This is a genomic window from Arthrobacter glycogeni, from assembly GCF_054511155.1.
In genome coordinates, this window is sequence record NZ_JBTNDE010000001.1 from 291,529 (window position 1) to 316,168 (window position 24,640).

The 24,640-nt window shown below is 64.2% G+C and carries 19 protein-coding genes and 1 pseudogene; 10 read left to right on the top strand and 10 right to left on the bottom strand.

Annotated elements, in window-relative coordinates; translation table 11 throughout:
• Positions 1-73: 73 nt before the first annotated feature.
• From ACX80O_RS01375 to ACX80O_RS01385, 3 genes are read right to left on the bottom strand one after another with little or no spacing between them, the layout of a single operon-like run.
• Positions 74-565, bottom strand: coding sequence for a PTS sugar transporter subunit IIA (locus ACX80O_RS01375; RefSeq protein ID WP_459305398.1), 492 nt, complete (start codon positions 563-565; stop codon positions 74-76).
• A gap of 55 nt (positions 566-620) precedes the next feature.
• A complete protein-coding gene (locus tag ACX80O_RS01380) occupies positions 621-2,345 on the bottom strand; it encodes a glycerol-3-phosphate dehydrogenase/oxidase (protein ID WP_459305397.1) in 1,725 nt (574 codons plus the stop codon).
• 49 nt (positions 2,346-2,394) lie between these two features.
• Positions 2,395-3,534, bottom strand: a complete 1,140-nt coding sequence (locus ACX80O_RS01385; RefSeq protein ID WP_459305396.1) for a GuaB3 family IMP dehydrogenase-related protein — start codon at positions 3,532-3,534, stop codon at positions 2,395-2,397.
• Positions 3,535-3,711: 177 nt separating this feature from the next.
• On the opposite strand from ACX80O_RS01385, the gene ACX80O_RS01390 reads away from it, so the two are divergent.
• On the top strand, positions 3,712-4,155 hold the full coding sequence (locus ACX80O_RS01390; protein WP_459305395.1) for a MarR family winged helix-turn-helix transcriptional regulator: 444 nt from the start codon (positions 3,712-3,714) through the stop codon (positions 4,153-4,155).
• A 73-nt stretch (positions 4,156-4,228) separates the two neighbouring features.
• The gene (locus ACX80O_RS01395) at positions 4,229-4,507 is read left to right on the top strand and encodes a hypothetical protein (RefSeq protein ID WP_459305394.1); all 279 of its coding nucleotides are present in this window, start codon (positions 4,229-4,231) and stop codon (positions 4,505-4,507) included.
• A 66-nt stretch (positions 4,508-4,573) separates the two neighbouring features.
• Here the strand turns inward: ACX80O_RS01395 and guaB are convergent, their stop codons facing one another.
• The 5 genes from guaB to pulA all read right to left on the bottom strand — a co-directional run bounded on the left by guaB (position 4,574) and on the right by pulA (position 12,069).
• Positions 4,574-6,100, bottom strand: coding sequence for an IMP dehydrogenase (guaB, locus tag ACX80O_RS01400; RefSeq protein ID WP_459332251.1), 1,527 nt, complete (start codon positions 6,098-6,100; stop codon positions 4,574-4,576).
• A gap of 309 nt (positions 6,101-6,409) precedes the next feature.
• Positions 6,410-8,017, bottom strand: coding sequence for a chaperonin GroEL (groL, locus tag ACX80O_RS01405; protein ID WP_459305392.1), 1,608 nt, complete (start codon positions 8,015-8,017; stop codon positions 6,410-6,412).
• Positions 8,018-8,145: 128 nt separating this feature from the next.
• Entirely contained in the window at positions 8,146-8,442 is a 297-nt protein-coding gene (groES, locus tag ACX80O_RS01410) for a co-chaperone GroES (RefSeq protein ID WP_459305391.1), read from the bottom strand.
• Positions 8,443-8,642: 200 nt separating this feature from the next.
• Positions 8,643-8,804: a hypothetical protein gene (locus tag ACX80O_RS01415; RefSeq protein WP_459332252.1), complete on the bottom strand. Its 162-nt coding sequence runs from the start codon at positions 8,802-8,804 to the stop codon at positions 8,643-8,645.
• A gap of 172 nt (positions 8,805-8,976) precedes the next feature.
• The gene (pulA, locus tag ACX80O_RS01420) at positions 8,977-12,069 is read right to left on the bottom strand and encodes a pullulanase-type alpha-1,6-glucosidase (RefSeq protein ID WP_459332253.1); all 3,093 of its coding nucleotides are present in this window, start codon (positions 12,067-12,069) and stop codon (positions 8,977-8,979) included.
• 153 nt (positions 12,070-12,222) lie between these two features.
• Here pulA and ACX80O_RS01425 point away from each other — a divergent pair, with 153 nt between their 5' ends.
• The 4 genes from ACX80O_RS01425 to ACX80O_RS01440 all read left to right on the top strand — a co-directional run bounded on the left by ACX80O_RS01425 (position 12,223) and on the right by ACX80O_RS01440 (position 17,208).
• Positions 12,223-13,266: a LacI family DNA-binding transcriptional regulator gene (locus ACX80O_RS01425; protein WP_459305388.1), complete on the top strand. Its 1,044-nt coding sequence runs from the start codon at positions 12,223-12,225 to the stop codon at positions 13,264-13,266.
• Between the two features lie 356 nt (positions 13,267-13,622).
• Positions 13,623-15,281: a peptide chain release factor 3 gene (locus ACX80O_RS01430; protein WP_459305387.1), complete on the top strand. Its 1,659-nt coding sequence runs from the start codon at positions 13,623-13,625 to the stop codon at positions 15,279-15,281.
• Positions 15,265-16,530: a class I SAM-dependent methyltransferase gene (locus ACX80O_RS01435; protein WP_459332254.1), complete on the top strand. Its 1,266-nt coding sequence runs from the start codon at positions 15,265-15,267 to the stop codon at positions 16,528-16,530. Before ACX80O_RS01430 ends, ACX80O_RS01435 begins: the two co-directional genes overlap by 17 nt.
• Positions 16,531-16,773: 243 nt before the next feature.
• On the top strand, positions 16,774-17,208 hold the full coding sequence (locus ACX80O_RS01440; protein WP_459332255.1) for a hypothetical protein: 435 nt from the start codon (positions 16,774-16,776) through the stop codon (positions 17,206-17,208).
• 21 nt (positions 17,209-17,229) lie between these two features.
• Here ACX80O_RS01440 and ACX80O_RS01445 read toward each other — a convergent pair whose 3' ends face one another.
• Positions 17,230-18,246 carry a LacI family DNA-binding transcriptional regulator gene (locus tag ACX80O_RS01445; protein ID WP_459305384.1) on the bottom strand — a complete coding sequence of 339 codons (1,017 nt, stop codon included), beginning with the start codon at positions 18,244-18,246 and terminating at the stop codon, positions 17,230-17,232.
• Positions 18,247-18,475: 229 nt separating this feature from the next.
• On the opposite strand from ACX80O_RS01445, the gene ACX80O_RS01450 reads away from it, so the two are divergent.
• The 4 genes from ACX80O_RS01450 to ACX80O_RS01465 all read left to right on the top strand — a co-directional run bounded on the left by ACX80O_RS01450 (position 18,476) and on the right by ACX80O_RS01465 (position 23,801).
• Entirely contained in the window at positions 18,476-20,545 is a 2,070-nt protein-coding gene (locus ACX80O_RS01450) for a beta-galactosidase (protein WP_459305383.1), read from the top strand.
• Positions 20,532-21,461: a carbohydrate ABC transporter permease gene (locus ACX80O_RS01455; RefSeq protein WP_459305382.1), complete on the top strand. Its 930-nt coding sequence runs from the start codon at positions 20,532-20,534 to the stop codon at positions 21,459-21,461. Before ACX80O_RS01450 ends, ACX80O_RS01455 begins: the two co-directional genes overlap by 14 nt.
• Positions 21,462-21,556: 95 nt before the next feature.
• Positions 21,557-22,390: a carbohydrate ABC transporter permease gene (locus ACX80O_RS01460; protein WP_459305708.1), complete on the top strand. Its 834-nt coding sequence runs from the start codon at positions 21,557-21,559 to the stop codon at positions 22,388-22,390.
• Between the two features lie 79 nt (positions 22,391-22,469).
• Positions 22,470-23,801 (top strand): ABC transporter substrate-binding protein, encoded by a 1,332-nt coding sequence (locus tag ACX80O_RS01465; RefSeq protein WP_459332256.1) that lies wholly within the window; start codon positions 22,470-22,472, stop codon positions 23,799-23,801.
• A gap of 99 nt (positions 23,802-23,900) precedes the next feature.
• On the opposite strand, the pseudogene ACX80O_RS01470 reads toward ACX80O_RS01465, so the two are convergent.
• Positions 23,901-24,605, bottom strand: a pseudogene (locus ACX80O_RS01470) (alpha/beta hydrolase); the annotation flags it as partial.
• Positions 24,606-24,640: the final 35 nt, after the last annotated feature.

A 24,640-nucleotide genomic window follows, 5' to 3' on the forward strand; every position in this document is an offset into this window, starting at 1 on the left:
GAAAGGTCGCCCACCGATGTCTAGTTCCCTCACCGATTCCGCGACAACGCCGGCGACAACCGCGGCGGAGCCCTCAGTGGTCGAAGAAGACGAGGGTCGAGTTGATCAGTTCGGCTATCACTTCAGTGTCGTTGGCTCGCCGCAGCGACTCCCTGAAGTTTTCCTTGAAGAGTGAGCGTGCCAGGGTGGCCAACACCTCGAGGTGTTCGGAAAAGGATTGCGATGGGGTGGCGATGAGCAGGATGAGGGTGGCCGGACCGTCGACAGCGCCGAAGTCGAGGCTGTGACCGTACTTGGTGACGCCCACCGCGATGCTGGTCTGGGTGACGTAGTCGCTGCGCGCGTGCGGCAGCCCGACCCCGCCCGGCAAGCCAGTAGCCATCTGGTGTTCCCGGGAGTTGACCTGGGTCAGGAACCCTTCGAGCTGCGAAATCCGTCCATTCTCGAAAAGTCTCGTGGCAAGCTGCGCTGCCGCCTCTTCCTTGTTGGCGGCGACCATTTCGAGGATCACCAGTCCAGGGATAGTCAGTTTGGCGTCGTTGTATTCAAGAGAACGCTCGGTCACGGTAGACCTCTCGCGGGTTGCGTTGGACAGGCGGCGCGGCGTCCGAACCGCTGTCCTAGCTTAGCGGCACAATATCTTCGACTCCCATCCGGGCGTTGTCGGCCAGGATGTCGTCGGGCTGCTCCTGGCTCAGTCGCTCGGCTTCCACGCGGGCCAGGTAGTGCTTGACCTCGCGGTCAACCTGCTCATCACTCCATTCGAGGAAGGGTGCCATCAGGGCGGCGACGGCTGGGGCGGCGGACACCCCACGATCCCAGGACTCGATGGAGATCCTCGTGCGGCGGGTGAGCACGTCGTCAATATGCCGTGCGCTCTCGTGGGTGACCGCGTACACTACCTCGGCGCCCAGATAGTCGTCTGCCCCGGGCAGCGGCTCGCCGAGGGCGCGATCTTCACGGATCAAGGCGAGGATGTCTTCGGCGTGGCTTCCGTAGCGCTGCAGGAGGTGCTCAACCCTGGCCACATGGACGCCCGAGCGCTCTGCCATCCTGGCCCGCTTGTTCCAGGCAGCCTTGTACCCCTCGGCTCCCAGCAGGGGAACGGTCTCGGTGCAGCTCGCGGGGACCCGCTCGTCGAGTGCCCTGGTCGCCTCATCGACCGCGTCCTTGGCCATCACCCGGTAAGTGGTCCATTTGCCGCCAGCCACTACCACCAGGCCGGGGACGGGGTGCGCCACGACATGCTCGCGGGAGAGCTTGGCGGTGGAGTCGCTCTCGCCTGCCAGCAGCGGCCGGAGCCCCGCGTAGACGCCTTCAACGTCCTCTCGGGTGAGCGGGCGTCGCAGCACTTTGTTGACGTGCTCAAGGATGTAGTCAATGTCCTTGGAGGACGCTGCCGGGTGGGCTTTGTCTAGATCCCAGTCGGTGTCGGTGGTCCCGATGATCCAGTGCCGCCCCCAGGGGATGACGAACAGGACCGATTTTTCGGTGCGCAGGATCAGGCCGACGGTGGACTGGAAGCGGTCCCGTGGAACCACCAGGTGGATACCCTTTGACGCCCTGACCTTCATCTGGCCACGGTCGGTGACCATGGCCTGCGTTTCGTCAGTCCAGACGCCCGTCGCGTTGATGACCTGTTTGGCGCGGATTTCGAACTGCTCGCCGGTTTCCTGGTCTTTCACGCGGGCACCGACTACGCGCTCGCCCTCCCTGAGGAAGTCGACGACGGTTACCCGATTGGCCACCTTGGCGCCGTAGTGCCCTGCGGTGCGCACCATGTTGACCACGTACCGCGCGTCGTCGACCTGAGCGTCGTAATAGCGGATCGAGCCCACCATGGCGTCGTCCTTCAGGCTCGGAGCTGCCCTCAGGGTGCCACGACGGGATAGGTGCTTATGCATGGGCACCCCCCGGGAGTTGCCGGAGGTCAAGCCCATCGTGTCGTACAACAGGATCCCTGCGCCGACGTAGGGGCGTTCGAAGAAACGCCTGGTCAGCGGATAAAGGAACGGCACCGGTCGGACGAGGTGCGGGGCAATCCGCTGAATCAGTAGGCCGCGTTCCTTCAGCGCCTCCTGCACCAGGGCAAAGTCGAGCATCTCAAGGTACCGCAGGCCACCGTGGATTAGCTTCGAGGATCGCGACGATGTACCGGAGGCCCAGTCTCGGGCCTCAACCATCCCCACGTCGAGTCCGCGCGTCACGGCGTCGAGCGCTGACCCGGCACCAACGACGCCGCCTCCGACAATCAGGATATCCAGTTCCTGGCCGGACTCCGCGGTGGCTTTTAACGCTGTAATCGCATCTTCACGGTTCTTGGGGCTCAGTACACCTGATGACATGGCGGCGATCCTTCGTCGGGTTCGATACTACGTTCCCCCACCTTAGCAATCAGCCGTTGGAAAGGTAGGGGGAAAGGACTACTTCCACCCGCTGAAACTCTTTCAGATCCGAGTAACCGGTGGTGGCCATGGCCCGGCGCAAGGCGCCGATCACATTGGAGGTGCCGTTGGTGTGGTGGGAGGGGCCCCACAGCACCTCCTTGAGCGGACCCACCGTGCCAATATTCACCCGGTCTCCCCGGGGCAGCTCATCGTGGTGGGCTTCCTGCCCCCAGTGCCAGCCCTTACCGGGAGCCTCCTCGGCCCGGGCAAGTGCGGAACCGAGCATGACGGCGTCGGCTCCCATGGCGATGGCTTTGACGATGTCGCCGCTGGCGCCCATTCCGCCGTCGGCAATCACATGCACGTAGCGGCCGCCCGATTCGTCCATGTAGTCACGTCGGGCTGCTGCCACGTCGGAGATGGCGGAGGCGAGGGGCGAATGAATGCCCAGGGCGCGGCGCGTCGTCGTCGTCGCTCCCCCGCCGAATCCGACCAACACCCCGGCGGCACCGGTGCGCATCAGGTGGAGCGCGGGGGTGTACCCGGCGGCCCCGCCGACAATGACTGGGACATCGAGTTCGTAGATGAACTGTTTGAGGTTCAACGGCTGATCGTTTTTGGAGACGTGCTCGGCCGAGACCGTGGTGCCGCGGATCACGAAGATGTCGACTCCCGCGGCTAGCACGGTCTTGTAGAACTCCTGGGTGCGCTGCGGTGTCAGCGACCCTGCCACAGTGACGCCCGCCTCCCGGATTTCGGCGAGTCTGCTGGTGATCAGTCCCTCCTGAATGGGGGCGCTGTAGATTTCCTGCATCCGGCGGGTAGCAGCCGGACTGAAGTTTTCGGTGCTGAGACCCGCAATCTCGTCCAGCACAGGCTGCGGGTCCTCATACCTGGTCCACAGTCCCTCAAGGTTGAGGACCCCGAGACCGCCGAGGCGGCCCATGGCAATGGCGGTCGCCGGCGACATGGCGGAGTCCATTGGCGCCGCGATGACTGGCATCTCGAACTGGTACGCGTCAATCTGCCACTGCACCGACACGTCATACGGGTCGCGGGTGCGGCGGGACGGGACCACCGCCACATCGTCGAGCGAATATGCCCGCCGTCCGCGCTTGCCTCGGCCAATTTCTATCTCGTTAGTCACTCCTCAAGGCTATCCCAGGGCGGCATGCAAAGAGTCCCTTAGTTCCGGTAAGCGCCCTGAAGGTGATAAGCGTGCTTTCCTTTTTGGCCCCGAGGGGACTAGGGTTGATGGCGTCCGGGACACAGGAGCTGGCACGGTCCCGGTCCATCGATCTCCACCACCAAAGGAAGTGTCGACATGCAGGATCTGGAGCAGTGGCCCACCGGAAGGTTGTTGACCACCGCGGCACGCTTAGTCGACCACGCCTGGAACGCGGGCCTGGTAGATCTCGGCCTCACCCACGCTGGCTACACCGCGTTACGCGTGCTGGAAGATCACGGTCCGATCAACCAGACACGGCTTGCCCAACTGATCCGCGTCCAGAACCAGACCATGGGCAAAACTATTGAGAAGCTCCAGACGACTGGGTATGTCCACCGGGTGCGGGGAGAGCTGGATCAGCGAATCCAGCTGGTCTCGGTGTCCGATGCTGGCAAGAACGCTCTGGCCAGCGCGCAGACGATCGAGCAATCGCTGATCCTCGGCGGCGGGCTTCTGTCAGAAACCCTGCGCGCTGAACTACGGAATTTGATTGAAGAGCTGGGCGCCGGACGCAATAGCGGACATCGGACCGCTGGCTGACTACAGCTCGCCTTTCAACGTAGACTGCCCTGTGCGAGAGAGTTTCGAACACAATTGTCGAAAGGTACGGGCGATGGGCGATAAGAGCAGGCTTTCACCGGAGCAGTCATTTCCGGCAGACTTGGCACCCCTGGAGGACAGCCAGGTGGAGATTCTCAACAGCAAGGTCAACCGCCAGCTGGATCTCGAGTACATCGAGGACCAGGAGGTTGATCCCGAAACCGAATCCCGCTATGAGGAGCTCAAGGCTGAACTCGACTACCGGGCGGGCGAGGACAGCCAGCCACCGGTCGACGGACGGGACGCCCTCAAGTCATCGGCTCAGGAGCCGAAGGACAAGGCCTCGGCCTAAGTCCCCCGAGCCCGGCCCGGCGACCGGGCCGGGCAGGCCGGTCATCGGGAGCCGGCCGCGGGGGTTTTACTTGCTGCCGTAGTTAGGCGCCTCGACGGTCATTTGGATGTCGTGGGGGTGGGATTCCTTCAGACCGGCCGAAGTGATCCGGACAAACTTGCCCTTGGCCTTCAACTCACCGATGGTACGGGCCCCGGTGTAGAACATGGTCTGCCGCAGCCCACCGACCAACTGGTAGGCCACCGATGCCAGCGGACCCCGGTAGGCGACCCGACCCTCGACGCCCTCGGGAATCAGCTTGTCGTCGCCGATGACGTCCGCCTGGAAGTAGCGGTCCTTGGAGTAGGAGGTGTTCTTGCCCCGGGTCTGCATGGCGCCCAGCGATCCCATGCCGCGATAGGTTTTGTATTGCTTGCCGTTGACGAAGATCAATTCGCCAGGGGCTTCCGCGGAGCCGGCGAGGAGAGAACCCAGCATGACGGTGTCGGCTCCAGCGACCAGCGCTTTGCCGATGTCACCCGAGTACTGGAGGCCGCCGTCGGCGATTACCGGGACGCCGGCAGGGATTGCGGCTTTGGCCGACTCGTAGATGGCGGTGACCTGTGGCACTCCGACACCTGCAACGACGCGGGTGGTACAGATGGATCCTGGTCCAACGCCCACCTTGATCCCGTCGGCGCCGGCGTCGATCAGCGCCTGTGCGCCCTCACGGGTCGCTGCCTGGCCGCCAATGATGTCGACGTGGGCGAGTAATCGTTCGGCTTTGAGCCGGGCCACCATGTCGAGGACGCCGGCGCTGTGGCCGTTGGCCGTGTCGACGAAGAGTGCGTCGACGCCGGCGTCGACCAGGGCCATCGCGCGCTCCCAGCCGTCGCCGAAGAAGCCAATCGCCGCTCCGACCCGCAGGCGGCCTTCGTCGTCCTTGGTGGACAGGGGATACTGCTCGGCTTTTGTAAAATCCTTGACCGTTATGAGGCCGCGGAGGACGCCGTCGGTGTCCACCAATGGAAGCTTCTCAATCTTGTTTTTGGCCAGTAGACCGATCGCGTCCTCGCCGCTGATCCCCACCTGCCCGGTGATGAGCGGCATGGGGGTCATGACGGCGCGGACCAGCCGGTGTGGCCATTCGTGTTCGGAGACGAACCGGGTGTCCCGGTTCGTGACGATCCCCAGCAGCCGGCCGTCGTCGTCAATCACTGGCAGACCGGAGACCCGGTAGTGTCCGCATAGCTCGTCGAGTTCGGCCAGGGTGGCGTCGGGGCCGATGGTGACCGGGTGGGTGATCATGCCGGATTCGCTGCGCTTGACCCGGTCCACCTGCTCGGCCTGATCCTGGATGGAGAGGTTGCGGTGGATGACGCCGAGGCCGCCCTGCCTGGCCATCGCGACGGCCATTCGGGCTTCGGTGACCGTGTCCATGGCGGAGGACAATAAGGGTGTCTGGACGGTGATGCGCTTGGAAACCCGCGAGCTGGTGTCGGCTTCCGACGGAATCACGTCGGTGAGGCCGGGCAGGAGCAGGACGTCGTCGTACGTCAGCCCAACGAATCCGAAGGGGTCGTGGGTTTCGTCACGCTGGGACGGATGGCTCACTACGTCGCCTCTTTCTCAGATGGTCTTTCGGCGGCAGCTGGCCGAGGGATGGTCGGACTGCCAGACTCTCATCCTAAAACGATTGCAGGGTGCACCCTATTCCGAGGGCGTGGGGTTGGACACACCCGCGGACCTCAAGGAGCGGACCGCCAAACCTGCTGGGCGAGCCGCGGTACGGTCGAGGACGAACTCACCCGCGGTGCCGCGAGGCAAAACCGGACACCGTCGATATGTTCGCGTATGACAGCACCCCCGGTCCGCGGACCGGGGGTGCTGTCATACGCTAGCCGTACAAGTACCTGTGGAGGACTAGTGGCTGTGACCCTCGTTGTCGTCGGCCTCGGGCTTCTCGACCACCAGTGTTTCGGTGGTGAGAATTAGAGCCGCGATGGACGCCGCGTTCCGCAGGGCGGAGCGGGTGACCTTGACGGGGTCGATGATCCCGGCGTCGACCAGGTTCTCGTACTCGCCGGTGAGGGCGTTGAAGCCGTGTCCTGGCTCAAGCTCCTCCACCCGGTGCACCACGACGTAGCCTTCGTGGCCAGCATTCTCGGCGATCCAGCGCAGTGGCTGGGCCAATGCGCGGCGGACCAGGTTGATCGCAGTTGCCGCATCGCCCTCGAGGGCGAGGACTGATGCGTCGGTGTCCAGTGCCTTGGAGGCGTGGATCAGCGCGGCGCCGCCACCGGCGACGATGCCCTCGTCGAGAGCGGCACGTGTCGCTGACACGGCGTCCTCGATCCGGTGCTTCTTTTCCTTGAGCTCAACCTCAGTGGCTGCGCCCACCTTGATGACTCCGATGCCGCCGGCCAGCTTGGCCAGGCGTTCCTGAAGTTTCTCGCGGTCCCAATCAGAATCGGTGCGCTCAACTTCGGCACGGATCTGGGCCACGCGGTCGGCAACATCGGACTCGCTGCCGATGCCGTCAACAATGGTGGTGGTGTCCTTCGTGACGGTGATCCGGCGTGCCGAACCCAGCACCTCAAGACCCACCTGGTCCAGCTTGAGGCCGAGATCAGGAGAAACTACCTGAGCACCGGTCAGCGTGGCGATGTCCTGCAGCATGGCCTTGCGGCGGTCGCCGAAGCCCGGCGCCTTGACGGCGACGACGTTCAGCGTGCCGCGGATCTTGTTCACCACGAGGGTGGAGAGCGCCTCGCCGTCGATGTCCTCGGCGATGATGAACAGTGGCTTGCCCGCCTGCAGCGCCTTCTCCAGCAGCGGGAGGAATTCCTGCAGCGAGGAGATCTTGCCGGAGTTGATCAGGATCAGGGCGTCTTCAAGCACTGCTTCCTGGCGCTCGGCGTCGGTGATGAAGTAGGGGCTGAGGAAGCCCTTGTCGAACTGCATGCCCTCCGTGAGGACCAGTTCGGTCTGCGTGCTGGAGGACTCTTCGATGGTGATGACGCCATCCTTGCCGACCTTCTCGAAGGCTTCAGCGATGAGCTCGCCGACCTCCGAGCTCTGGGCTGAGATGGAAGCAACGCTGGCGGTCTGCTGACCGACAACTTCGCGGGCGTTCTCCAGCAGGCGGGCTGCTACTGCCTCGATGGCGACCTCGATGCCGCGCTTGAGCTGCGAAGGGGCAGCACCTGCGGCGACGTTCCGGAGACCCTCGGACACCAGGGCCTGCGCCAGGACAGTGGCGGTGGTGGTGCCGTCACCGGCAATGTCGTTGGTCTTGGTGGCAACTTCCTTGGCGAACTGCGCCCCCAGGTTCTCGAACGGGTCGTCCAGTTCGATCTCACGGGCGATGGTCACGCCGTCGTTGGTGATCGTGGGGGCGCCCCACTTTTTGTCCAGCACGACGTTGCGGCCGCGGGGGCCGAGCGTCACCTTGACGGTGTCAGCTAGCTTGTTGACTCCCGCTTCCAGTGCGCGGCGTGCAGCGTCATCAAACTTCAACTGCTTTGCCATGATGTGGTTCCTCTTCCATTGTGCAAATCCTGCATGTGCAATACCTGGTACAGCCGGTGGTCTTGGGTGGGTCTTCACGCACCGACAAGAGAACCCCGGCCTGTGCGGCCGGGGTTCTCTTGGGGAAACTACTTAACGACGATCGCCAGCACGTCGCGGGCGGAGAGTACGAGGTACTCCTCGCCGGCATGCTTGACTTCGGTTCCGCCGTACTTGGAGTAAATGACGATGTCGCCTTCGGCTACATCGACAGGTACGCGGTTTCCGTTGTCGTCAACACGGCCCGGGCCCACTGCAACAACTTCGCCCTCCTGGGGCTTTTCCTTGGCAGTATCCGGGATCACCAGACCCGAGGCAGTGGTCTGCTCGGCTTCCAGTGGGCGAACAACAATACGATCCTCAAGAGGCTTAATAGAGACCGACACTCGGACCTCTCCTTCGCTTGGGTGACAAATGGAATCAAGGCCTTCGGTTAGCGCTGACCGTCGTCGCGGTGCCGGCTCACGCTTCCTGAAGGAATTAGCACCCTCATGGTGAGAGTGCCAAGTCTGACCTTATGCATTGGTTAGCACTCGGTCAAGGCGAGTGCCAGATTGCGCTCGCAGCACAGCTTGCTCTTGCACCGTTACCTAGGGTTCACGTCGCGGATGATCGCCGCCCGGCCCAGCCCTGCGGCTATTCCGACAACGACGGCGAGAATCGCCGGGAGCGCAGCGCCCGTCCCGGGTAGCAGCAGTGCCGTTGTGGCAGCGGCCAGACCGGCGAACACCAGTGCGAAGGCTGCCACGTGGAGCCACTGGTTGGGCACCTGCTTCGGCCGCCGTCGAGCCCTGGCTTGTCTCCATACCGCTGCCGCAGAATGGCGACGTGGTCGGGTCGCCCGTACCGGCGCTGGTCCTCCTGGAAGTCCATGGTCGAACACTATCCCTTCCAGCGTCCCCGCCCGTGAAAACTGCCACTCAAGGTTGAGTTATCGCCTCGAAGACCGCCACCGTCCGCGCAGGGACGGTAAAGACACCGTCTGCATCGGCTGTTGCCTGGCGGATTGTTTCGTCGCTCCCATCGGCTTGCACGGTGTGCAACGTGAATCCCTGGCCTATCGCCGCAGGGACTTGCTGCACAGCGCTTTCGTCGGAGGCGTTGAATACCACCACGATGCCAGTGCGCTCGGGATCGAGGTCCGGACCGGCGGTGTCGTCGAGGTGCATCACGATCACCCCGGGTGCCTGATCTGGGCCGGTTCCGGGAAAGGAGAGCTTCTGCTGGACAAGATCCGCCGTACCCAGGCTGAAGAGAGGGCTGCTCTGGCGGATGCGCAGCAGTTCCTGTGCCTGTGTGCGAGCCAATTCGATGTCAGCGGGTGAGGGCTTGAGGGTCGGATCGGCGAGCAGCGGCCGCATGAAGTCATACTTGTCCTCATTGTCGGTGCGCGGAGGCAGCCCGCGTCCGAAACCGTTGTCCGTACCCGTGTGATCCAGGACGTTGAACCAGTCGCCGGAGTCGTAGCTGTTGCGGTCCAGGGACTTGCTCCTTAGCGCCTCTCCTCCTGCATGCCAGAAGGACACCCCCTGTCCCAGCGCTGTTGTCGAAAGGGCCAACGTTTGCATCCGGACCCGATCAGCCATGGGCGTGTCGACCGGCATCTTGAAGGCGAGGGCATCGAAGAGGGTCTCGTTGTCGTGTGCCTCCACGTAGGTGATGGCTTCCTGCGGGTCGGCGGTATATCCAGTGGGAGAGCCGTTGTAGTCGATGTCTGCCCCAGTGACCTCATCGCCGAACCGGTCAGTAAAGGAATAGTCCTTGAGGTTGCCAGTTAGGCCCACCCGGATCTGGTCCTGAGACTGGAGCAGTCGTGCGCGTTGTTCCTCCTCGGTCCCGTTCACCTCGATGCCATTCGGGTCGGTCAGCAGCCCCGACGCAAAGCCTTGGACCCGTGGATCCTCGTCAAACGGACCTCCACCTCGCACCGCGTCACGGAGACGGTCGTTGAAGGTTCCGATGCCGGTACCGGCCATGTTGGCCTGCGTGGCCTGCTCGAAGCGGGCGTTATCCGCGACCTCCCCGAAGTTCCAGCCCTCGCCGTAGAGGTAGATCGACTTACCGTCGATACCGTCGCGTTTAAGAGTCAGTTTATCCAGCGCCGCGCGGACGTCGAGGAGGTTCTGCTTCGAATGGTGCCCCATCAGGTCGAATCGGAATCCGTCCAGCTTGTAGGTCCGTGCGAGCGTCACGATGGAGTCGATCATCAGCTTGCCCATCATGGTGTTTTCGGTTGCCGTGTTGGGGCAGCAGGTCGAGGTTTCGACGGCGCCCGACTCAGGATTGAGTCGGTGGTAGTAGCCCGGAACGATGCGATCGAGATTGTTCGTTGCCGCTTGGCCCGCGCCAGCCGTGTGGTTGTAGACAACGTCCTGGACGACACGCAGTCCGGATTCGTTGAGCGAGGCGACCATGCCGCGAAACTCGCGGATGCGAGTAGCATCCTCGGGATTTGTTGAGTAGGAGCCCTCCGGCGTCGTGTAGTGCAGCGGGTCGTAGCCCCAGTTGAAACCGTCCTGCCCGGCGACCGCCGAGACGCACTCCTGCTGCTCCGTGCTGTCCGGTGCGTAGGACACGAGGTCACACGCGGGTTCGGCCTGCAAAGACCTGTCCTCTTCGACGGTGCCGATGTCGTTAACGGGCAGAAGGTGAACAGCGTTCAGCCCGCTGTTGGCGAGCTCGGAGAGGTTCTTCATGCCGTCGCTGTCCTGTCGTGAGAAGGCAGCATAGGTTCCGCGCTCAGCCTCGGGCACGGTGGTGTCGCCAATTGAGAAGTCCCGTACGTGGAGTTCATAGACGCTCAACTGCTCGGGGCGCTCAAGGACGGGCTTCGCGAGCCGGTTCCAGTCAGCTGGTAGGAGGGCCGGATCCGCGAGGTCAACGAAGAGGGACCGCTCCGAGTTCGTGGACAGGCCCACGCTGTAGGGGTCGGTCACCAGGTTGTGCTCGACGGTGCCGGTTTCGGGCACGAAGACCTCGACGTCGTACAGGTAGTACGCGTCCTTCCAGTCCTTTTCACCCCTGACGCTCCAGATGCCGTTCTTGTCCTGCCGGAGGGCGCGAGTGGCGATGGGATCCCCGCCCGAGCCCTCGCGGAAGACCTGCACTGAGACGCTGCGCGCTGTCGGCGCCCAGAGATCGAGTTGCGGCTTCGTACCCTTCCAGGTGAGCCCGAGCTCTTTGCGGGAGGCGCCCGAATAGAGGTCATCGAGCACGCCGGGTACCTGGACACCGGTGACCGCCAGCACGGTGCCGTCGGGCGACACCGCCGCCAGGAGCAGCTGCCCTTTCAGCAGGTTGCCTGCGTTCCGGGCATCCTTCCGGCCGAGCTTGAAAGTGTCGAGATCCCTCAGGTGCGGATACCGGGCCGCGAGATCGGCCGGCAATGCGTCGCCACTGCGCTCAACCGCGAGGTACGCCCCGCCCGTGACGCCATCGTCCTCGACGGCGAGGCCGCCGTCGGGCGCCGTGTACAGCCTGTACTGCGTCTCGGCGGGCAGATCAACATCCCAGACGAGGGTGTCCTCGGCGAGCCAGTGGCTGGCCATCCCGGCCGTGGGTGCCTGCGGTACGTCGCTGGAGATGACATGCGTCCGATGGTCGTAGGTGAAAGTCACCGGCCCACCCGCGGTCTGCACGGCTAAGTTTGCGCCACCAGCTGCACCGTCGGCACCGTAATTCTCTCCCCAGGAGTCATTCAGCGCCACCTTGTACTCATAGGAGCCGGCGGGAACATCGAAGGTTGCTGCCCAGATATCGGGCGATCCATCCACGGGTACAAGTCGTGTTGCCGCGCATTCGGGCTGCCAGTCGCCAGGACAGCCGAGCTCGGATTGCAGGGAGCCGACGAGCCCGACGGCGCCCGGTACCTCTGTGTGGTCGGCCAGCGCGGGGGCCGACATGAGTGCGGCAAGGAGCGGTGCGGTCAGGATGACGGCGGCTAGTCGGGCTCGGCGCTTCGAGAAGGGCCTGCTGCCTGTCGAGACCGGGCCCGTGGTGTCTGTGGGAATCATGGTAGTCCTTCCCGACCGAGCGTCGCTGCCGGGTCGGACTGAGGAGGGGTGGGTACCTCGATCCTAAAGACGGCTACCCCTGGCCGTCAACGAAATGACGCAACTTTCACGAAAACTTTCTTCCGGATGATGGGTGTGCATTAGATTGGAGCCATGACTTCCGAGACGCATAACATTCGGCCGCGACTGGATGACGTCGCCCGTACCGCCGGCGTCAGCGTCCCCACTGTCTCACGCGTTCTCAATGGGAAGGGTGGCGCCTCCCAGGAAACTCGGCAAGCCGTCCTTACTGCGATGGACAGCCTTGGGTATGAGCGGCCGGTCAGGACGGCCGGGCGCTCGAAAGGGCAGATCGGCGTCGTCGTACCGGACCTCGTGAACCCGATCTTCCCCGCTTTCGCCGGGGCTATTGCTGCCCTGCTGGCACCCAATGACTACATTCCAGCCCTGTGCACCTTGCCGGGCGGCGGCATCACCGAGGATGAGTACGTGGCACTCATGCTCGATCAGGGCGTGAGCGGCATTATCTTCGTGTGTGCGGCACACTCTGACGGCCGAGCGGGAGTGGAGCGCTATCGGCGGTTGCGTGGTCGTGTTCCTTTCGTACTGGTGAACGGAGCCCGGCCGGAGATCGATGCGCCGTCTGTCTCAAACGACGATGCCACGGCCATCCGGACCGCGGTCGGTCACCTCGTGGCGCAGGGCCATCAACGCATCGGCTTCGCGACCGGATCCGACCGTTTCATCCCGAGCCGCCGCAAGATGGACGGGTTCCGCTCCGGGCTCGTCGACTTCCTCGGCGAGGACGACACGGACTCGCATGTGGCCTCCAGCATGTTCACCATCGAGGGCGGACAGAGTGCGGTGAACGAACTCATCGACAGCGGTCATACGGGCATCGTGTGTGCCTCGGACGTCATGGCCCTCGGAGCTATGCGGGCCGCACAGACGCGTGGGCTTCACGTACCCGAGGACATCTCGGTGATCGGATTCGATGACTCGCCGCTCATGGCCTTCACTAACCCACCGCTGACTACCCTGCGGCAAAATGTCGCCGCAATGGCAGAGGCCGCCGTCCATGCACTGGTTACTGAACTCGCCGGTGACCGGGTCACACGCACAGACATGCTGTTTCAGGCCGATCTCATCGTGCGCGGCTCCACCGGCGCAGGGCCCGCCGTCCGCAGGACCTCCTAGCCCGAACTCCAGAGTGGAGCCTTCCGTTCCGGCCCGCGCCTACTGCGTACTTGCGGCACCACTCAGGCCGCCGCGGATGCGCCCAGCCTCCGCCGAACCCGAAGAAGTGCCTTTCGTCGTCCACGGCACCGTGGCGTTGCATTCGTCCCGGGCCAACACCTGGATCGGGTGAGCCTGCGGGGCGACACCGGGCAACCCCACAGTCCATGGTTTCAGCCTCGTCACTCCCTCCTGCTCACCGAAGGCCCAGTCTCACTGGGCATGACCGTGCATGCCCACTGAAAGCTGCCTCCTGCGGAGCAGCCGCGCTTCGACGCCGTGAGACTCCGCCCGTTAGACTGGGTAGCTGGCCATCAATGGCCCTCCCGTCATCTTTCGAAAGCAGTTTCGTGACCCAGCAGGTACAGGCTTCCACCCGGAGCCACAGCGGCATCGTCCAGGAGGCCTCCCGACGTCGGACGTTTGCCGTCATCTCTCACCCCGACGCCGGTAAGTCGACGCTGACCGAGGCGCTCGCCCTGCACGCCCGGGTGATTGGGACGGCTGGCGCCACCAATGGCAAGGAGAACCGCCGGGAAACTGTCTCCGACTGGATGCAGATGGAAAAGGACCGCGGCATTTCCATCAGTTCCACGGCGTTGCAGTTCTCCTACCGCGACACCGTGATCAACCTGCTGGACACTCCTGGCCACTCGGACTTCTCCGAGGACACCTACCGTGTGCTCGCCGCAGTGGACTGCGCGGTGATGCTGATCGACGCCGCCAAGGGCCTGGAAACCCAGACCATGAAACTGTTCGAGGTCTGCCGGCAGCGCAACATCCCGATCATTACCGTGATCAACAAGTGGGATCGGCCGGGCTTGGATACCCTCGCACTGATGGATGAGATCACCGAACGTACCGGGCTGATCCCCATGCCCCTGACGTGGGCCGTCGGCATTGCCGGGGATTTCCGCGGTGTCTGGGACCTGCAGCGTGATGAATTTGTCCGGTTTACCCGCAAGAACGCTGGCGCCTCCCTTGCCATTGAGGAGCACCTCACGCCCGCCGAGGCACTGGCCGAGGAAGGCGAGGCCTGGACCGACGCGCTGGATGAAGCGTCACTGGTGATCGAATCGAACCAGCCGTTTGACAAAGAAAGTTTCCACGCCGGAACCGGCACCCCCGTCCTGTTCTCGTCGGCCGTCCTGAACTTCGGTGTCCAGCACATCCTCGATACCCTGGTCGATCTGGCGCCCGCCGCTGCGCCCCGGAAGGACATCAATGGAGACGCCCGCCCCGTGGATGCACCGTTCTCCGGCTTCGTCTTCAAGGTGCAGGCAGGAATGAACCGTGCCCACCGCGACCATGTTGCGTTCATCAGGGTGTGCTCGGGCGTCTTCGAGCGCGGCATGGTGGTCACCCACGCCAACTCGGGCAAAACCTTCGCCACGAAGTACGCCCAGCAGCTGTTCGGCCGCGAACGGGAGGTAATCGACGAAGCCTGGCCGGGCGACGTCGTCGGGCTGGTCAATGCGTCGGCCCTGCGGATGGGTGACAGCCTCTACGTCGAGGAGCCGGTGGAGTTTCCCCCGATCCCGCTCTTCAGCCCCGAGCACTTCCGGGTGGCCCGGTCCAAGGACCCCAGCCGGTTCAAGCAGTTCCGGCGTGGGATCGAGCAGCTCGGCCATGAGGGCATCATCCAGGTGCTCCGTTCGGACCTCCGCGGCGATCAGGCACCGGTGCTGGCCGCCGTGGGCCCTATGCAGTTTGAGGTGGTCGCGGACCGGATGGAGCACGATTTCAGCGCCCCCATGCGGATGGAGCCCCTGCAGTACTCGCTGGCACGCCTCACCACCCACGACGCGCAAACGGCCCTGAGCGCGATCCGCGGCACCGAGGTGCTGATCCGGTCCGACGGCGAGTACCTCGCCCTGTTCAACGACATCTGGGCGCTCCGCCGGGTAGAGAAAAACTCCCCGGAGATCACCCTGAGCACCATCGGCACGGACGCCGGGGATGCCCGGGGCTACTGAGATGGCCGGCCCGGCTGCCTCCGCTGGCCCGGACCTGATTGCGGCCCTGCTGACACCCGCCGGCTGGGATCTCCTCAATTCGCTGGAGCCCTACAACGAGGCAGACTCCCTCCGGCTCGGTACCGCCCTGCGGCGGGCGGGGCACGATCCCGTGGTCATCTCTGCCGCGCTCACCCAGTCCCGGCTTCGTGCCAAGGCGGAGGCAAAGTTTGGGCCGTTCGCCGCCCGCATGCTGTTCACTGCCGCCGGTCTGGAGCAGGCCACCCGCCTGGGGGTGGCGGCCCGTCACGCCGAACGGTATGTCACCGCCGACCTGACGCGGGTCGCAGACCTGGGCTGCGGGATCGGCGCGGACGCGATCGCGCTGGCGAGCCTGGACCGCGAGGTGACAGCCGTGGAGATTGACGAGACCACCGCTGCTGCCGCCACCATGAATCTGATGCCCTGGCCCAACGCCACGGTGGTGGGCGGCGACGCTGAATCCTTCGACCTCACCGGGTACGACGGCGTTTGGCTGGATCCAGCCCGCCGGACCACCTCCAGTTCGGGCACCACCCGGCTCTTCGACCCCGAGGCATTCTCCCCTCCCCTGTCGTTTGTCGAGAGGCTCGCGGATAGCGGCACCCCGGTCGGCGTGAAGCTTGGGCCGGGGATCCCGCACGCCGCCGTGCCGGCCAGCTGCGAGGCGCAGTGGGTCTCGGTGGACGGCGACGTCACCGAGGTGACTCTCTGGTTCAACTCCCTCAAACGGCCCGACGTGCGCCGTTCCGCGCTGGTGATCAGCTCCCACGGGGCCGCCGAGCTCACCAGTGCAGTAAATTTTGGCGACGAGATCCACCCTCCGGTCGGCGCACCGGAGGGTTTCCTGTACGAACCGGATGGTGCGGTGATCCGCGCGGGGCTAGTGGCCGACGTCGTACACCAGTTGGGAGGGCATCTGCTGGATCCGCGGATCGCCTACATTTGCGCGCCGCAGTTGCAGGACACCCCGTTTGCCCGCGCCTACAAGGTGGTCGACGTGATGCCGTACAACGTCAAGGCCCTGAAAACCTGGGTGCGCGAGAACGGGATCGGCGTGCTGGATATTAAGAAGCGCGGGACGTCGGTCACGCCGGAGGAGCTGCGCCGGCAACTGCTGGCGGGTTCGGGCAAAACCAGGAAAACCCCGGGAAAGAAGAAGGCCACGCTGGTGCTGACCCGGATCGGCGAGGACCGGGTGGCGATCGTCGTCGAGCCGGTGAGCGGCTAGTACGCCCCTTTCGCCGTTTTGGTGAGGCCCGCCTACCGGGTGCCGCGGGTCGTCCCTACCGGGTGTCGCGCGTCGTCGTCCTCGTTTTGGTGAGGAACCTGGGTATCCGTGGGCAATATGTCCCACCCGAATGTCGAGGCTGACCCCTCCGGTCCAGGTTGCTCACCAAAACAGGCGGTATTCGGGAGCAACTGGCGCGCCATTCCACCAAAAAGTGTCGGTGCCGGATGGAATAGTCAGGCCATGGAAACGAACACTCCCCGTATCGGTATCATCTTGCGAACCTTCCGTGAGGACGTCAGTATGGGCCGGAGCCACTACGTTGGCGCTCGGTACTATCGGGTGATGGCACACCTGTGTCGTTACCTTGAGACGGTCGACGCCACCGCGGTCCTGGGCCCCGAATCCGGAACCCTACTCGCGGCCGAGCGCGAAATACACCCCCGCGGAGCCTTTCTCCGGCTATTCACTGCCCATGATCTGGTCCACTGCCTGCCCGGCTTCCTCGCGAGCCCCTGGCTGATGACGGATCCTGCGGATGTGCGCACCCAGATCAGCCTCACCGACCGGCTACTGCGTTGGGTTAGGCGCCGCTATCCGGACGATATGTATTACTGCGAGTGCGGAATCCACGAATGTACCGTGGCGATCGAACGCGCCCGGGCCGAGCGACGCTGACCCCCAATGGCTAGCTCTCGCTCAGGCCGAGCCCCGCCACATCACCGACGTCTCCAGCACTTCCGCGGGGCTCGGCAGTCCCCTGATCTGGGCCAACACCAACTCTGCGGCACGCTTGCCCAGAAGGTCCGCTGGCTGCCTGACTGTCGAGAGCTGTGGCCTGCACCGCAGGGCCCAACTACTGTCGTCGAAGCCGACAATCCCCACCTCGGCCGGGACGTTTCGACCGCTTTCCTGCAAGGCCGTCATCGCACCAGCCGCCACTGCATCGGACGCAGCAAACACGCCGTCCAGATCTGGACGGCGCCTTAACAGCTCCTGCATTCCCTCCAGCCCAAACCCGTACGTGTACAGCGGGTATTCCACCACCAGCCCGGGATCGAACAGGTGCCCCATCGCTGTCTTGAACCCGGCGAGCCGATCCTGGCCGGAGTCACGGTCAAGCGCGCAGGCGATCATGCCTACCCGGGTGCGTCCGGTGCCCAGCAGCCGGGCGGTAATGGCCTCGGCTGCCGCTGCGTTATCGATTGCGACATACGGGATGTCCGGGATCCCCGGTGGGTGCCCGACGAAAGCCGCCGGCACACCAAGATTCTTGACCGCTAGGGCGATCGGGTCCGACGCTCGCGCCGACACGATCACCGCGCCGTCCACCAGGCCACCCTGAAGGTAGTCGGCAACCCTACGGCTGTCGCGTTCGGAGTCGATAATGAGGGAGACCAGCTGGTAGTCGGCTGCCGACAGGACCGCATTGGCGCCCAACAGGATCGACCCGATATTGGGGTCCTCGAACAACAGCGAGTGAGGTTCATGGATGATTAGTCCGATGGCCCCGGATTCCTGCCGGACCAGGTTCCTGGCTACCGAGTTCCGCACATAACCGACCCGCAGGATCGCCTCCTCCACGGCGAGCTTCGCGTCCTCGGACACATAGCGTTCCCCATTGACCACCCGCGACACCGTTCCCCGGGACAGCCCGGCCGCTGACGCAACATCATTGATGGTTGCCCTGCGGATGCGCGTGCGGGTTGAGTCCATACCTGTACTTTAGCCGAGCATTTGCCTGCCCTCACGGGCGCCCTGCGTCAGCTGCGTACCTGCGGCCCGGTAATTTCGTTGACAAGCAAATGTGACATGCCTTACTCTGGGAACGTTCACAGAAAAACTCGATGGCGAGCTTTGCCGAGTCTGGGAGCGTTCACAGAACGCCTCGGACACCCCGGCCGCCCTCGGAACAATCATTCATGAATGACGACGAGGAGCCGGGTTGAATTCGAGCACCACCAGCATCACTGACCTCTCGGGTACCGGAGATCTGGTCTACGGCTGCGACTACAACCCTGAGCAATGGGATCCCGCCGTGTGGCCCGAGGACATCCGGTTGATGAAGGAGGCGGGTGTCAACCTCGCCGCCATCAATATCTTCGGCTGGGCCGAGCTGGAACCCGCCGACGGCGTCGTGAGGTTTGACCGGCTGGACGAGATCATCGCGTTGCTTCACGCCAACGGTATTTCCGTCAATCTGGGGACCGGCACTGCCTCCCCTCCCCCCTGGCTGACGGCCCTGCACCCGGAAATCCTTCCGCAAATGGCCGACGGCACCCGACGGTGGCCCGGCGGACGCCAGGCGTGGTGCCCCAGCTCGCCGGTGTTCCGGGAGTTCGCACTCCGGCTGGTAGAGCTCGTGGCGCAACGGTACGGCAGCCACCCCGCAGTCGCCGTATGGCACGTCTCCAACGAACTGGGCTGCCACAATGCCCTGTGTTATTGCGACACCTCAGCCGCCGCGTTCCGCACCTGGCTGGAAGACCGCTACACCACCGTTGAGGAGCTCAACCGGGCCTGGGGGACCTCTTTTTGGAGCCAGCGCTATTCGGACTGGGCTCACATCCTCCCCCCACGGGCCACCATCTCGGCCCTCAACCCCACTCAGGAACTTGATTTCCAACGATTCAGTTCCGACGCGTTGCTTGACTACTACCGGGCCGAAGCCGCAGTGATCCGAACCCACAGTTCCATCCCCATCACCACCAACTTCATGGTTACCGCCCACATCCGCAACCAGGACTACTGGACCTGGGCTCCGGAGATGGATGTCATAGCCAACGACCACTACCTCGACCATCGGCTCAACGTACCCCTGGCCGAGCTGGCATTCGCCGCCGATACCACCCGCGGGCTCGCCCAGGGCCGACCGTGGCTGCTGATGGAACACTCCACCGGTGCCGTGAACTGGCAACCCCGCAACATTGCCAAGGGCCCTGGCGAAATGATCCGCCACTCGCTCAGCCACCTAGCCCGCGGCGCCGACGGCCTCTGCTTCTTCCAGTGGCGCGCGTCGCTGCAGGGCAGCGAGAAATTCCACTCAGCGATGCTCCCCCACGCTGGCACCGACTCGCAGACGTGGCGCGACGTCGTCGGCCTTGGCGCATCACTCCGAAAGCTGCGCGAACTGGCGGGAACCACGGTGCAGGCCGAGGTGGCGCTCGTTTTCAGCTGGGAGGCGTGGTGGGCCCACGACCAGGAGTCACACCCGTCCGGTGACGTCGGCTACATCGACCAGGTACATGCTGCCTACACGGCACTGTGGGACGCCGGACTCACTGTCGACGTCGTGGCCCCCGGCGCTCCCCTCTCCCACTACAAGCTGGTGGTGGTTCCTAACCTGTATCTGATCCGCGATGAGCATGCCGCAGTCATCACGGATTTCGTCGACGACGGCGGGTCCGCCTTCATCACTTTCTTCACCGGCATCGTCGACGAGAACGAAAGGGTACGCCCCGGAGGGTACCCGGGGGCGTTCAGGGACCTGTTGGGCATCCGCTCAGAAGAATTTTTCCCCCTCGACCCGGCGCATCCACTCACGCTCGACAACGGATCACCCGCCACCCTCTGGTCCGAGGCGCTCCGTCTCACGACGGCCGACGCCATCCTGAGCTACGCCACCGGCACCCACCGGGGCATGCCGGCCGTGACCCGCAACCACTTCGGCGCCGGCGAGGCCTGGTACGCCGCGACGGTGCTGGACGGCGGCGTACTCAAGGACCTGTTGCTGCGCGCCGCGGTGACCGCCGGCGTCGCGCTCCCCGATATTCAGTCGGGTCTCGAGTCAGTCACCCGGCGCGGCAACGGCCACGAATATGTCTTCCTGATCAACCACACCACCGAGGACCGCAAGCACCGGGTCAGCGGTCTGGAACTGCTGACTGCCGAGGCCGTGGCTGGCGTCGTCGTCGTTCCCGCCGGCGCAGTCCGCGTTGTTCGCACCACCCCAGAAATTTCCGACACCCACGGCCCAGCCCAGGGCCGGAAGGATGCAGGCCATGACAGTCACTAGCACTCCGGCCGAGGTACCGAAGGCGCCTCAGGTTGCGAGGAAGAACCGTTCATCGGGGGCGCAGCGCCGCGCCGTCGCCCTGTTCATTGCGCCGTTCGGGCTCCTCTTTCTCGCCTTCTACGCCGTTCCAATCGTCTACGCGATAGTGCAGTCGCTGCTCACCGTGGAGCGCGAGGGGACGTTCGGCGCGCCCCGCCAGGTTTTCGGCGGCCTCGTGCAGTACGAGCAGGTCTTCCAGGACAGCGCATTCTGGGCCTCGGTGGGCCGGGTGATGCTGTTCGGCGCCGTGCAGGTGCCCATCATGCTGGGACTCGCGCTGTTGTTCGCCCTGCTGCTGGACTCACCCCTGCTGAAGGGAAAGAAATTCTTCCGCCTGGCGTTCTTCGCACCCTATGCGGTTCCCGGAGTGATTGCAGCCATCATGTGGGGATTCCTGTACTCGCCGTCGCTCTCGCCCTTCGGCGCGGTGACATCGAACATCGACTTCCTGTCGGCGAACCTCGTACTCTGGGCCATCGCCAACATTGTGACCTGGGTGTACGTCGGGTACAACATGCTCATCATCTATGCGTCGCTGCTGGCGATCCCCACCGAAATCTATGAGGCCGCGCGGCTCGACGGCGCAAGTAATATCCAGATCGCCTGGCGCATCAAGATCCCCCTGGTGATCCCGGCGATCATCCTGACGGCGGTCTTTTCGATCATCGGCACCCTTCAGCTGCTCGCAGAGCCGCAGACGCTGCGTAGCTTCAGCTCCGCGATCAACAGCACCTTCACGCCGAACCTTGCCGTCTACACGACCGCGTCAGTGCCGAACTACAATCTCGCCGCAGCCTTCTCGGTGGTCCTTGCACTCGCCACGTTCATCCTCTCCTTCGTCTTCCTGAAGTCGACCCAGCGGAAGGTTACTCAGTGATGTCTTCCCCAGTCACCGCCCCCAAACGCCCACGCGGCGGAGGATCCACGACGCGCAGCAGGGACGATCGCGCGCGCGGCCCCCGGCAGGGCATCATGTCCCGCAGCGCGGCGATGCTCATCATGGGTGTCTTCACCCTCTACTTCCTCACCCCCATCTGGTGGCTCCTCACCACGTCAACGAAAACCGGCGGCGAAATCACGTCGACCGCCCCGCTGTGGTTCACTGCAAGCTCGTTGGGGACGTTCTTCGACAACCTGGGACGGCTTTTCACCTACGACGACGGGCTGTTCGGCCGGTGGCTCGTGAACTCGGCTATCTATGCGGGAATCGGAGCCCTGATCGGCACCGTGATAGCCGCGATGTGCGGGTACGCGCTCGCCAAGTACGAGTTCAAGGGACGCGAGGCGATCTTCAACATCGTACTGAGCGGCGTCCTCGTACCCGCGACTGCCCTGGCCCTCCCGCTCTTCCTGATCTTCAGTCAGGCCAACCTGACGAACACCATGTGGGCAGTGTTCTTACCGAGCTTGGTCAGCCCGTTTGGCGTCTACCTGGCGCGCATCTATGCAGCAGCCAGCGTCCCCGGGGAGTTGCTCGAAGCGGCGAGGTTGGACGGATCGGGTGAGATCCGTACCTTCTTCACGGTGTCCACCCGCCTGATGGCTCCCGCCCTCGTCACCATCTTCCTGTTCCAGTTCGTGGCGATCTGGAACAACTTCTTCCTCCCGCTCATCATGCTCCGCGATCAGGCTCTCTTCCCTGTCACCCTGGGCCTCTACGCGTGGAACAGCCAGATCAGCCAGATCCCTGAACTGCGGTCCCTGGTGATCATTGGAGCCCTCGTCTCCATCGTCCCGCTGATCATCGCGTTCCTCGCACTCCAACGTTTCTGGAGCAGCGGGCTCGGCGCAGGCGGCGTCAAGTAGTCCACAGATTTTCACAATCACCACCACCTGGTGCAGGAGCATCCGCTCCCGCACTGCACTACCACCGATAGGAAAGACAATGCGCGCGCAATACGGAAAAGTCACCGCGGCCTTTGCCATCTCTGCGCTGGCTCTCACCGGCTGTTCAGCCGGTGGGGACAGCCCGGGAGGAGGAACCGAGGCGGCACCCTGCGAGGCCTCCGACGGGCCGGTCGAGCTGACCTTCACCACCTGGGTTCCGGGAATGGACCAGGTCGTTGAACTGTGGAACGAAGAGAACACCGACATTCAGGTCACCGTGCAGACTGGTCCCAACGGAAACTCCGGAACCTATCAGAACTTCTTCAACCAGATCCAGGCCGGCAACGCACCCGACCTGGGCCAGATCGAATACGACGCGCTCCCGAACTTCCGCGTCCAGGACGGGCTGGAGAACATCGCCGAGTGCGCGGGCGTCACGGAAGCTAAGGACCAGTTTGTTGACTGGACCTGGGGGCAGACCACGTTCGGCGAGGAGGGCTCTGTGTACGCCATCCCGCAGGACAGCGGGCCCATGGCCATGTACTACCGGGCCGACCTCTTCGAGGAGGCTGGCATTGAGGTTCCGACCACCTGGGAGGAATATGCAGTCGCTGCCGAGCAGATCAAGGCGGAGGGCTCCTACATCACCAACTTCCCCAAGACTGACGTCAACTGGTTCGCTGGCATGGTCTGGCAGAACGGCGGCCAATGGTTCGCCAACGACGGCGAGAGCTGGGACGTCAATCTGACCAGCCCCGAGTCCGAGGAAGTCGCGACCTACTGGCAGGACCTGCTATCCGAGGACCTCGTGTCAACCCTCCCGTCCTTCTCCGATGAGTGGAACGCGTCGTTCAACGAGGGTCAGCAGTGGACCTGGGTCTCGGCAGTGTGGGGTGCGACTACCCTCTCCGACGGCGCACCTGACACCGCGGGCAAGTGGGCTGTTGCCCCCATGCCGCAGTGGGAAGCAGGTGGGGAGACCGCCGGCAACTGGGGCGGCTCCTCCACTGCGGTACTGAAAGGCTCGGAGCACCCGGCCGAGGCAGCGGAGTTCGCGTTGTGGCTCAACACCGATCCCGAAGCACTTGCCCTCGCTAACGAGCTCGGCGGACTGTACCCGGCGGCGAAGTCGGCGACCGAACTTGAGGCCTTCGCCGGTGGCGTCGAATTCTACGACGGACAGCCGATCTACGACATCTTTGCCGAAGCATCAGCGAATGTTGACCCCGACTTCATCTGGGGCCCAACCATGACCCAGACCTACACCGATGTCTCTGACGGCTTCGGTGCAGCGATCGGCGGCTCCGGCACGCTGATGGATGCGCTGACTGAAGGCCAGCAGCAGACCATCGACGCTCTGAAAGCCCAGTCCATCCCGGTCGCAGAATAGTAGCTGGCTAACCCTCCTGCAGCACCGAATCTCGGGGCCGGCTGAGTGCAGAAACCCGGCAGTCACCCGGGCCAGGGTCTGCCGGGCGTCGGCGTCGGAAATAGTCGGATCGCCGTCACCGAAAATGGACCGGTAGGCACCGAACTGGCTGTGTTCCATTCCCTCGATTTCGACCATGTCGGCATCGACCACCGCTGCCGCGAGCCGCTCCCGCACCACCGCGGTGGGAACAATCTCGTCCTTGCTCCCGGTCACCGCCAGCACCTCAAGCCCCGGCGTATCATCCAGCACAACATCATTTTCGGGGAAGGCCGCCCACAGCAGTAACCCCTCGAAATCCGGGTGCGCGTCAGCATAACGCGCCGCAGTGATCCCGCCGAGTGAGTGGCCGCCAATCCACCAGGTCTCCACGGCCGGTTCGGCGCCAATGATGTCCCGCGCCGCGTCGTCCCGGAGCGAGGCAAAGCCGAACGGCATCTCGGCAAGGTACACGGCTATCCCCGTGGCTTCGACGATCGGCGCCCAGGAGGGCAGGTAGGCCTCGGCGACGGTGCGCGCCCCAGGGTAGAAAATCATCCCGGTCTCCGCCGGGCCGCCGGCCGGCAGGAGCGCGATGTAGCGCTCCCGGTCAATCACCCGCACCGCCGGGTCGCCCCGTACCGCCGCCACCTCGGCCTCCTTGACGGGCGACGGCGTCAGCAGGACCGCTGCGGCGGTGCCGAGCACGACGACGATCCCCAGCAGGGTAGTGAGCAGCACCCGACGCAGCCGTCCGCGCTTCGGCCGGCGCACTGGGGTGGACATGGTTCAAGACTACGCTCGAACCAGTTGGCTGCTGC

Excerpts from the sequence above, each read along its gene's own strand:
- ACX80O_RS01430 (WP_459305387.1), top strand. The coding sequence starts at position 13,623 with ATGGCCCTCCCGTCATCTTTCGAAAGCAGTTTCGTGACCCAGCAGGTA.
- ACX80O_RS01390 (WP_459305395.1), top strand. The coding sequence starts at position 3,712 with ATGCAGGATCTGGAGCAGTGGCCCACCGGAAGGTTGTTGACCACCGCG.
- ACX80O_RS01380 (WP_459305397.1), bottom strand. The coding sequence starts at position 2,345 with ATGTCATCAGGTGTACTGAGCCCCAAGAACCGTGAAGATGCGATTACA.
- pulA (WP_459332253.1), bottom strand. The coding sequence starts at position 12,069 with ATGATTCCCACAGACACCACGGGCCCGGTCTCGACAGGCAGCAGGCCC.
- ACX80O_RS01425 (WP_459305388.1), top strand. The coding sequence starts at position 12,223 with ATGACTTCCGAGACGCATAACATTCGGCCGCGACTGGATGACGTCGCC.
- ACX80O_RS01465 (WP_459332256.1), top strand. The coding sequence starts at position 22,470 with ATGCGCGCGCAATACGGAAAAGTCACCGCGGCCTTTGCCATCTCTGCG.
- ACX80O_RS01445 (WP_459305384.1), bottom strand. The coding sequence starts at position 18,246 with ATGGACTCAACCCGCACGCGCATCCGCAGGGCAACCATCAATGATGTT.
- ACX80O_RS01435 (WP_459332254.1), top strand. The coding sequence starts at position 15,265 with ATGCCCGGGGCTACTGAGATGGCCGGCCCGGCTGCCTCCGCTGGCCCG.
- ACX80O_RS01455 (WP_459305382.1), top strand. The coding sequence starts at position 20,532 with ATGACAGTCACTAGCACTCCGGCCGAGGTACCGAAGGCGCCTCAGGTT.
- ACX80O_RS01460 (WP_459305708.1), top strand. The coding sequence starts at position 21,557 with ATGTCCCGCAGCGCGGCGATGCTCATCATGGGTGTCTTCACCCTCTAC.
- groL (WP_459305392.1), bottom strand. The coding sequence starts at position 8,017 with ATGGCAAAGCAGTTGAAGTTTGATGACGCTGCACGCCGCGCACTGGAA.
- ACX80O_RS01395 (WP_459305394.1), top strand. The coding sequence starts at position 4,229 with ATGGGCGATAAGAGCAGGCTTTCACCGGAGCAGTCATTTCCGGCAGAC.
- ACX80O_RS01440 (WP_459332255.1), top strand. The coding sequence starts at position 16,774 with ATGGAAACGAACACTCCCCGTATCGGTATCATCTTGCGAACCTTCCGT.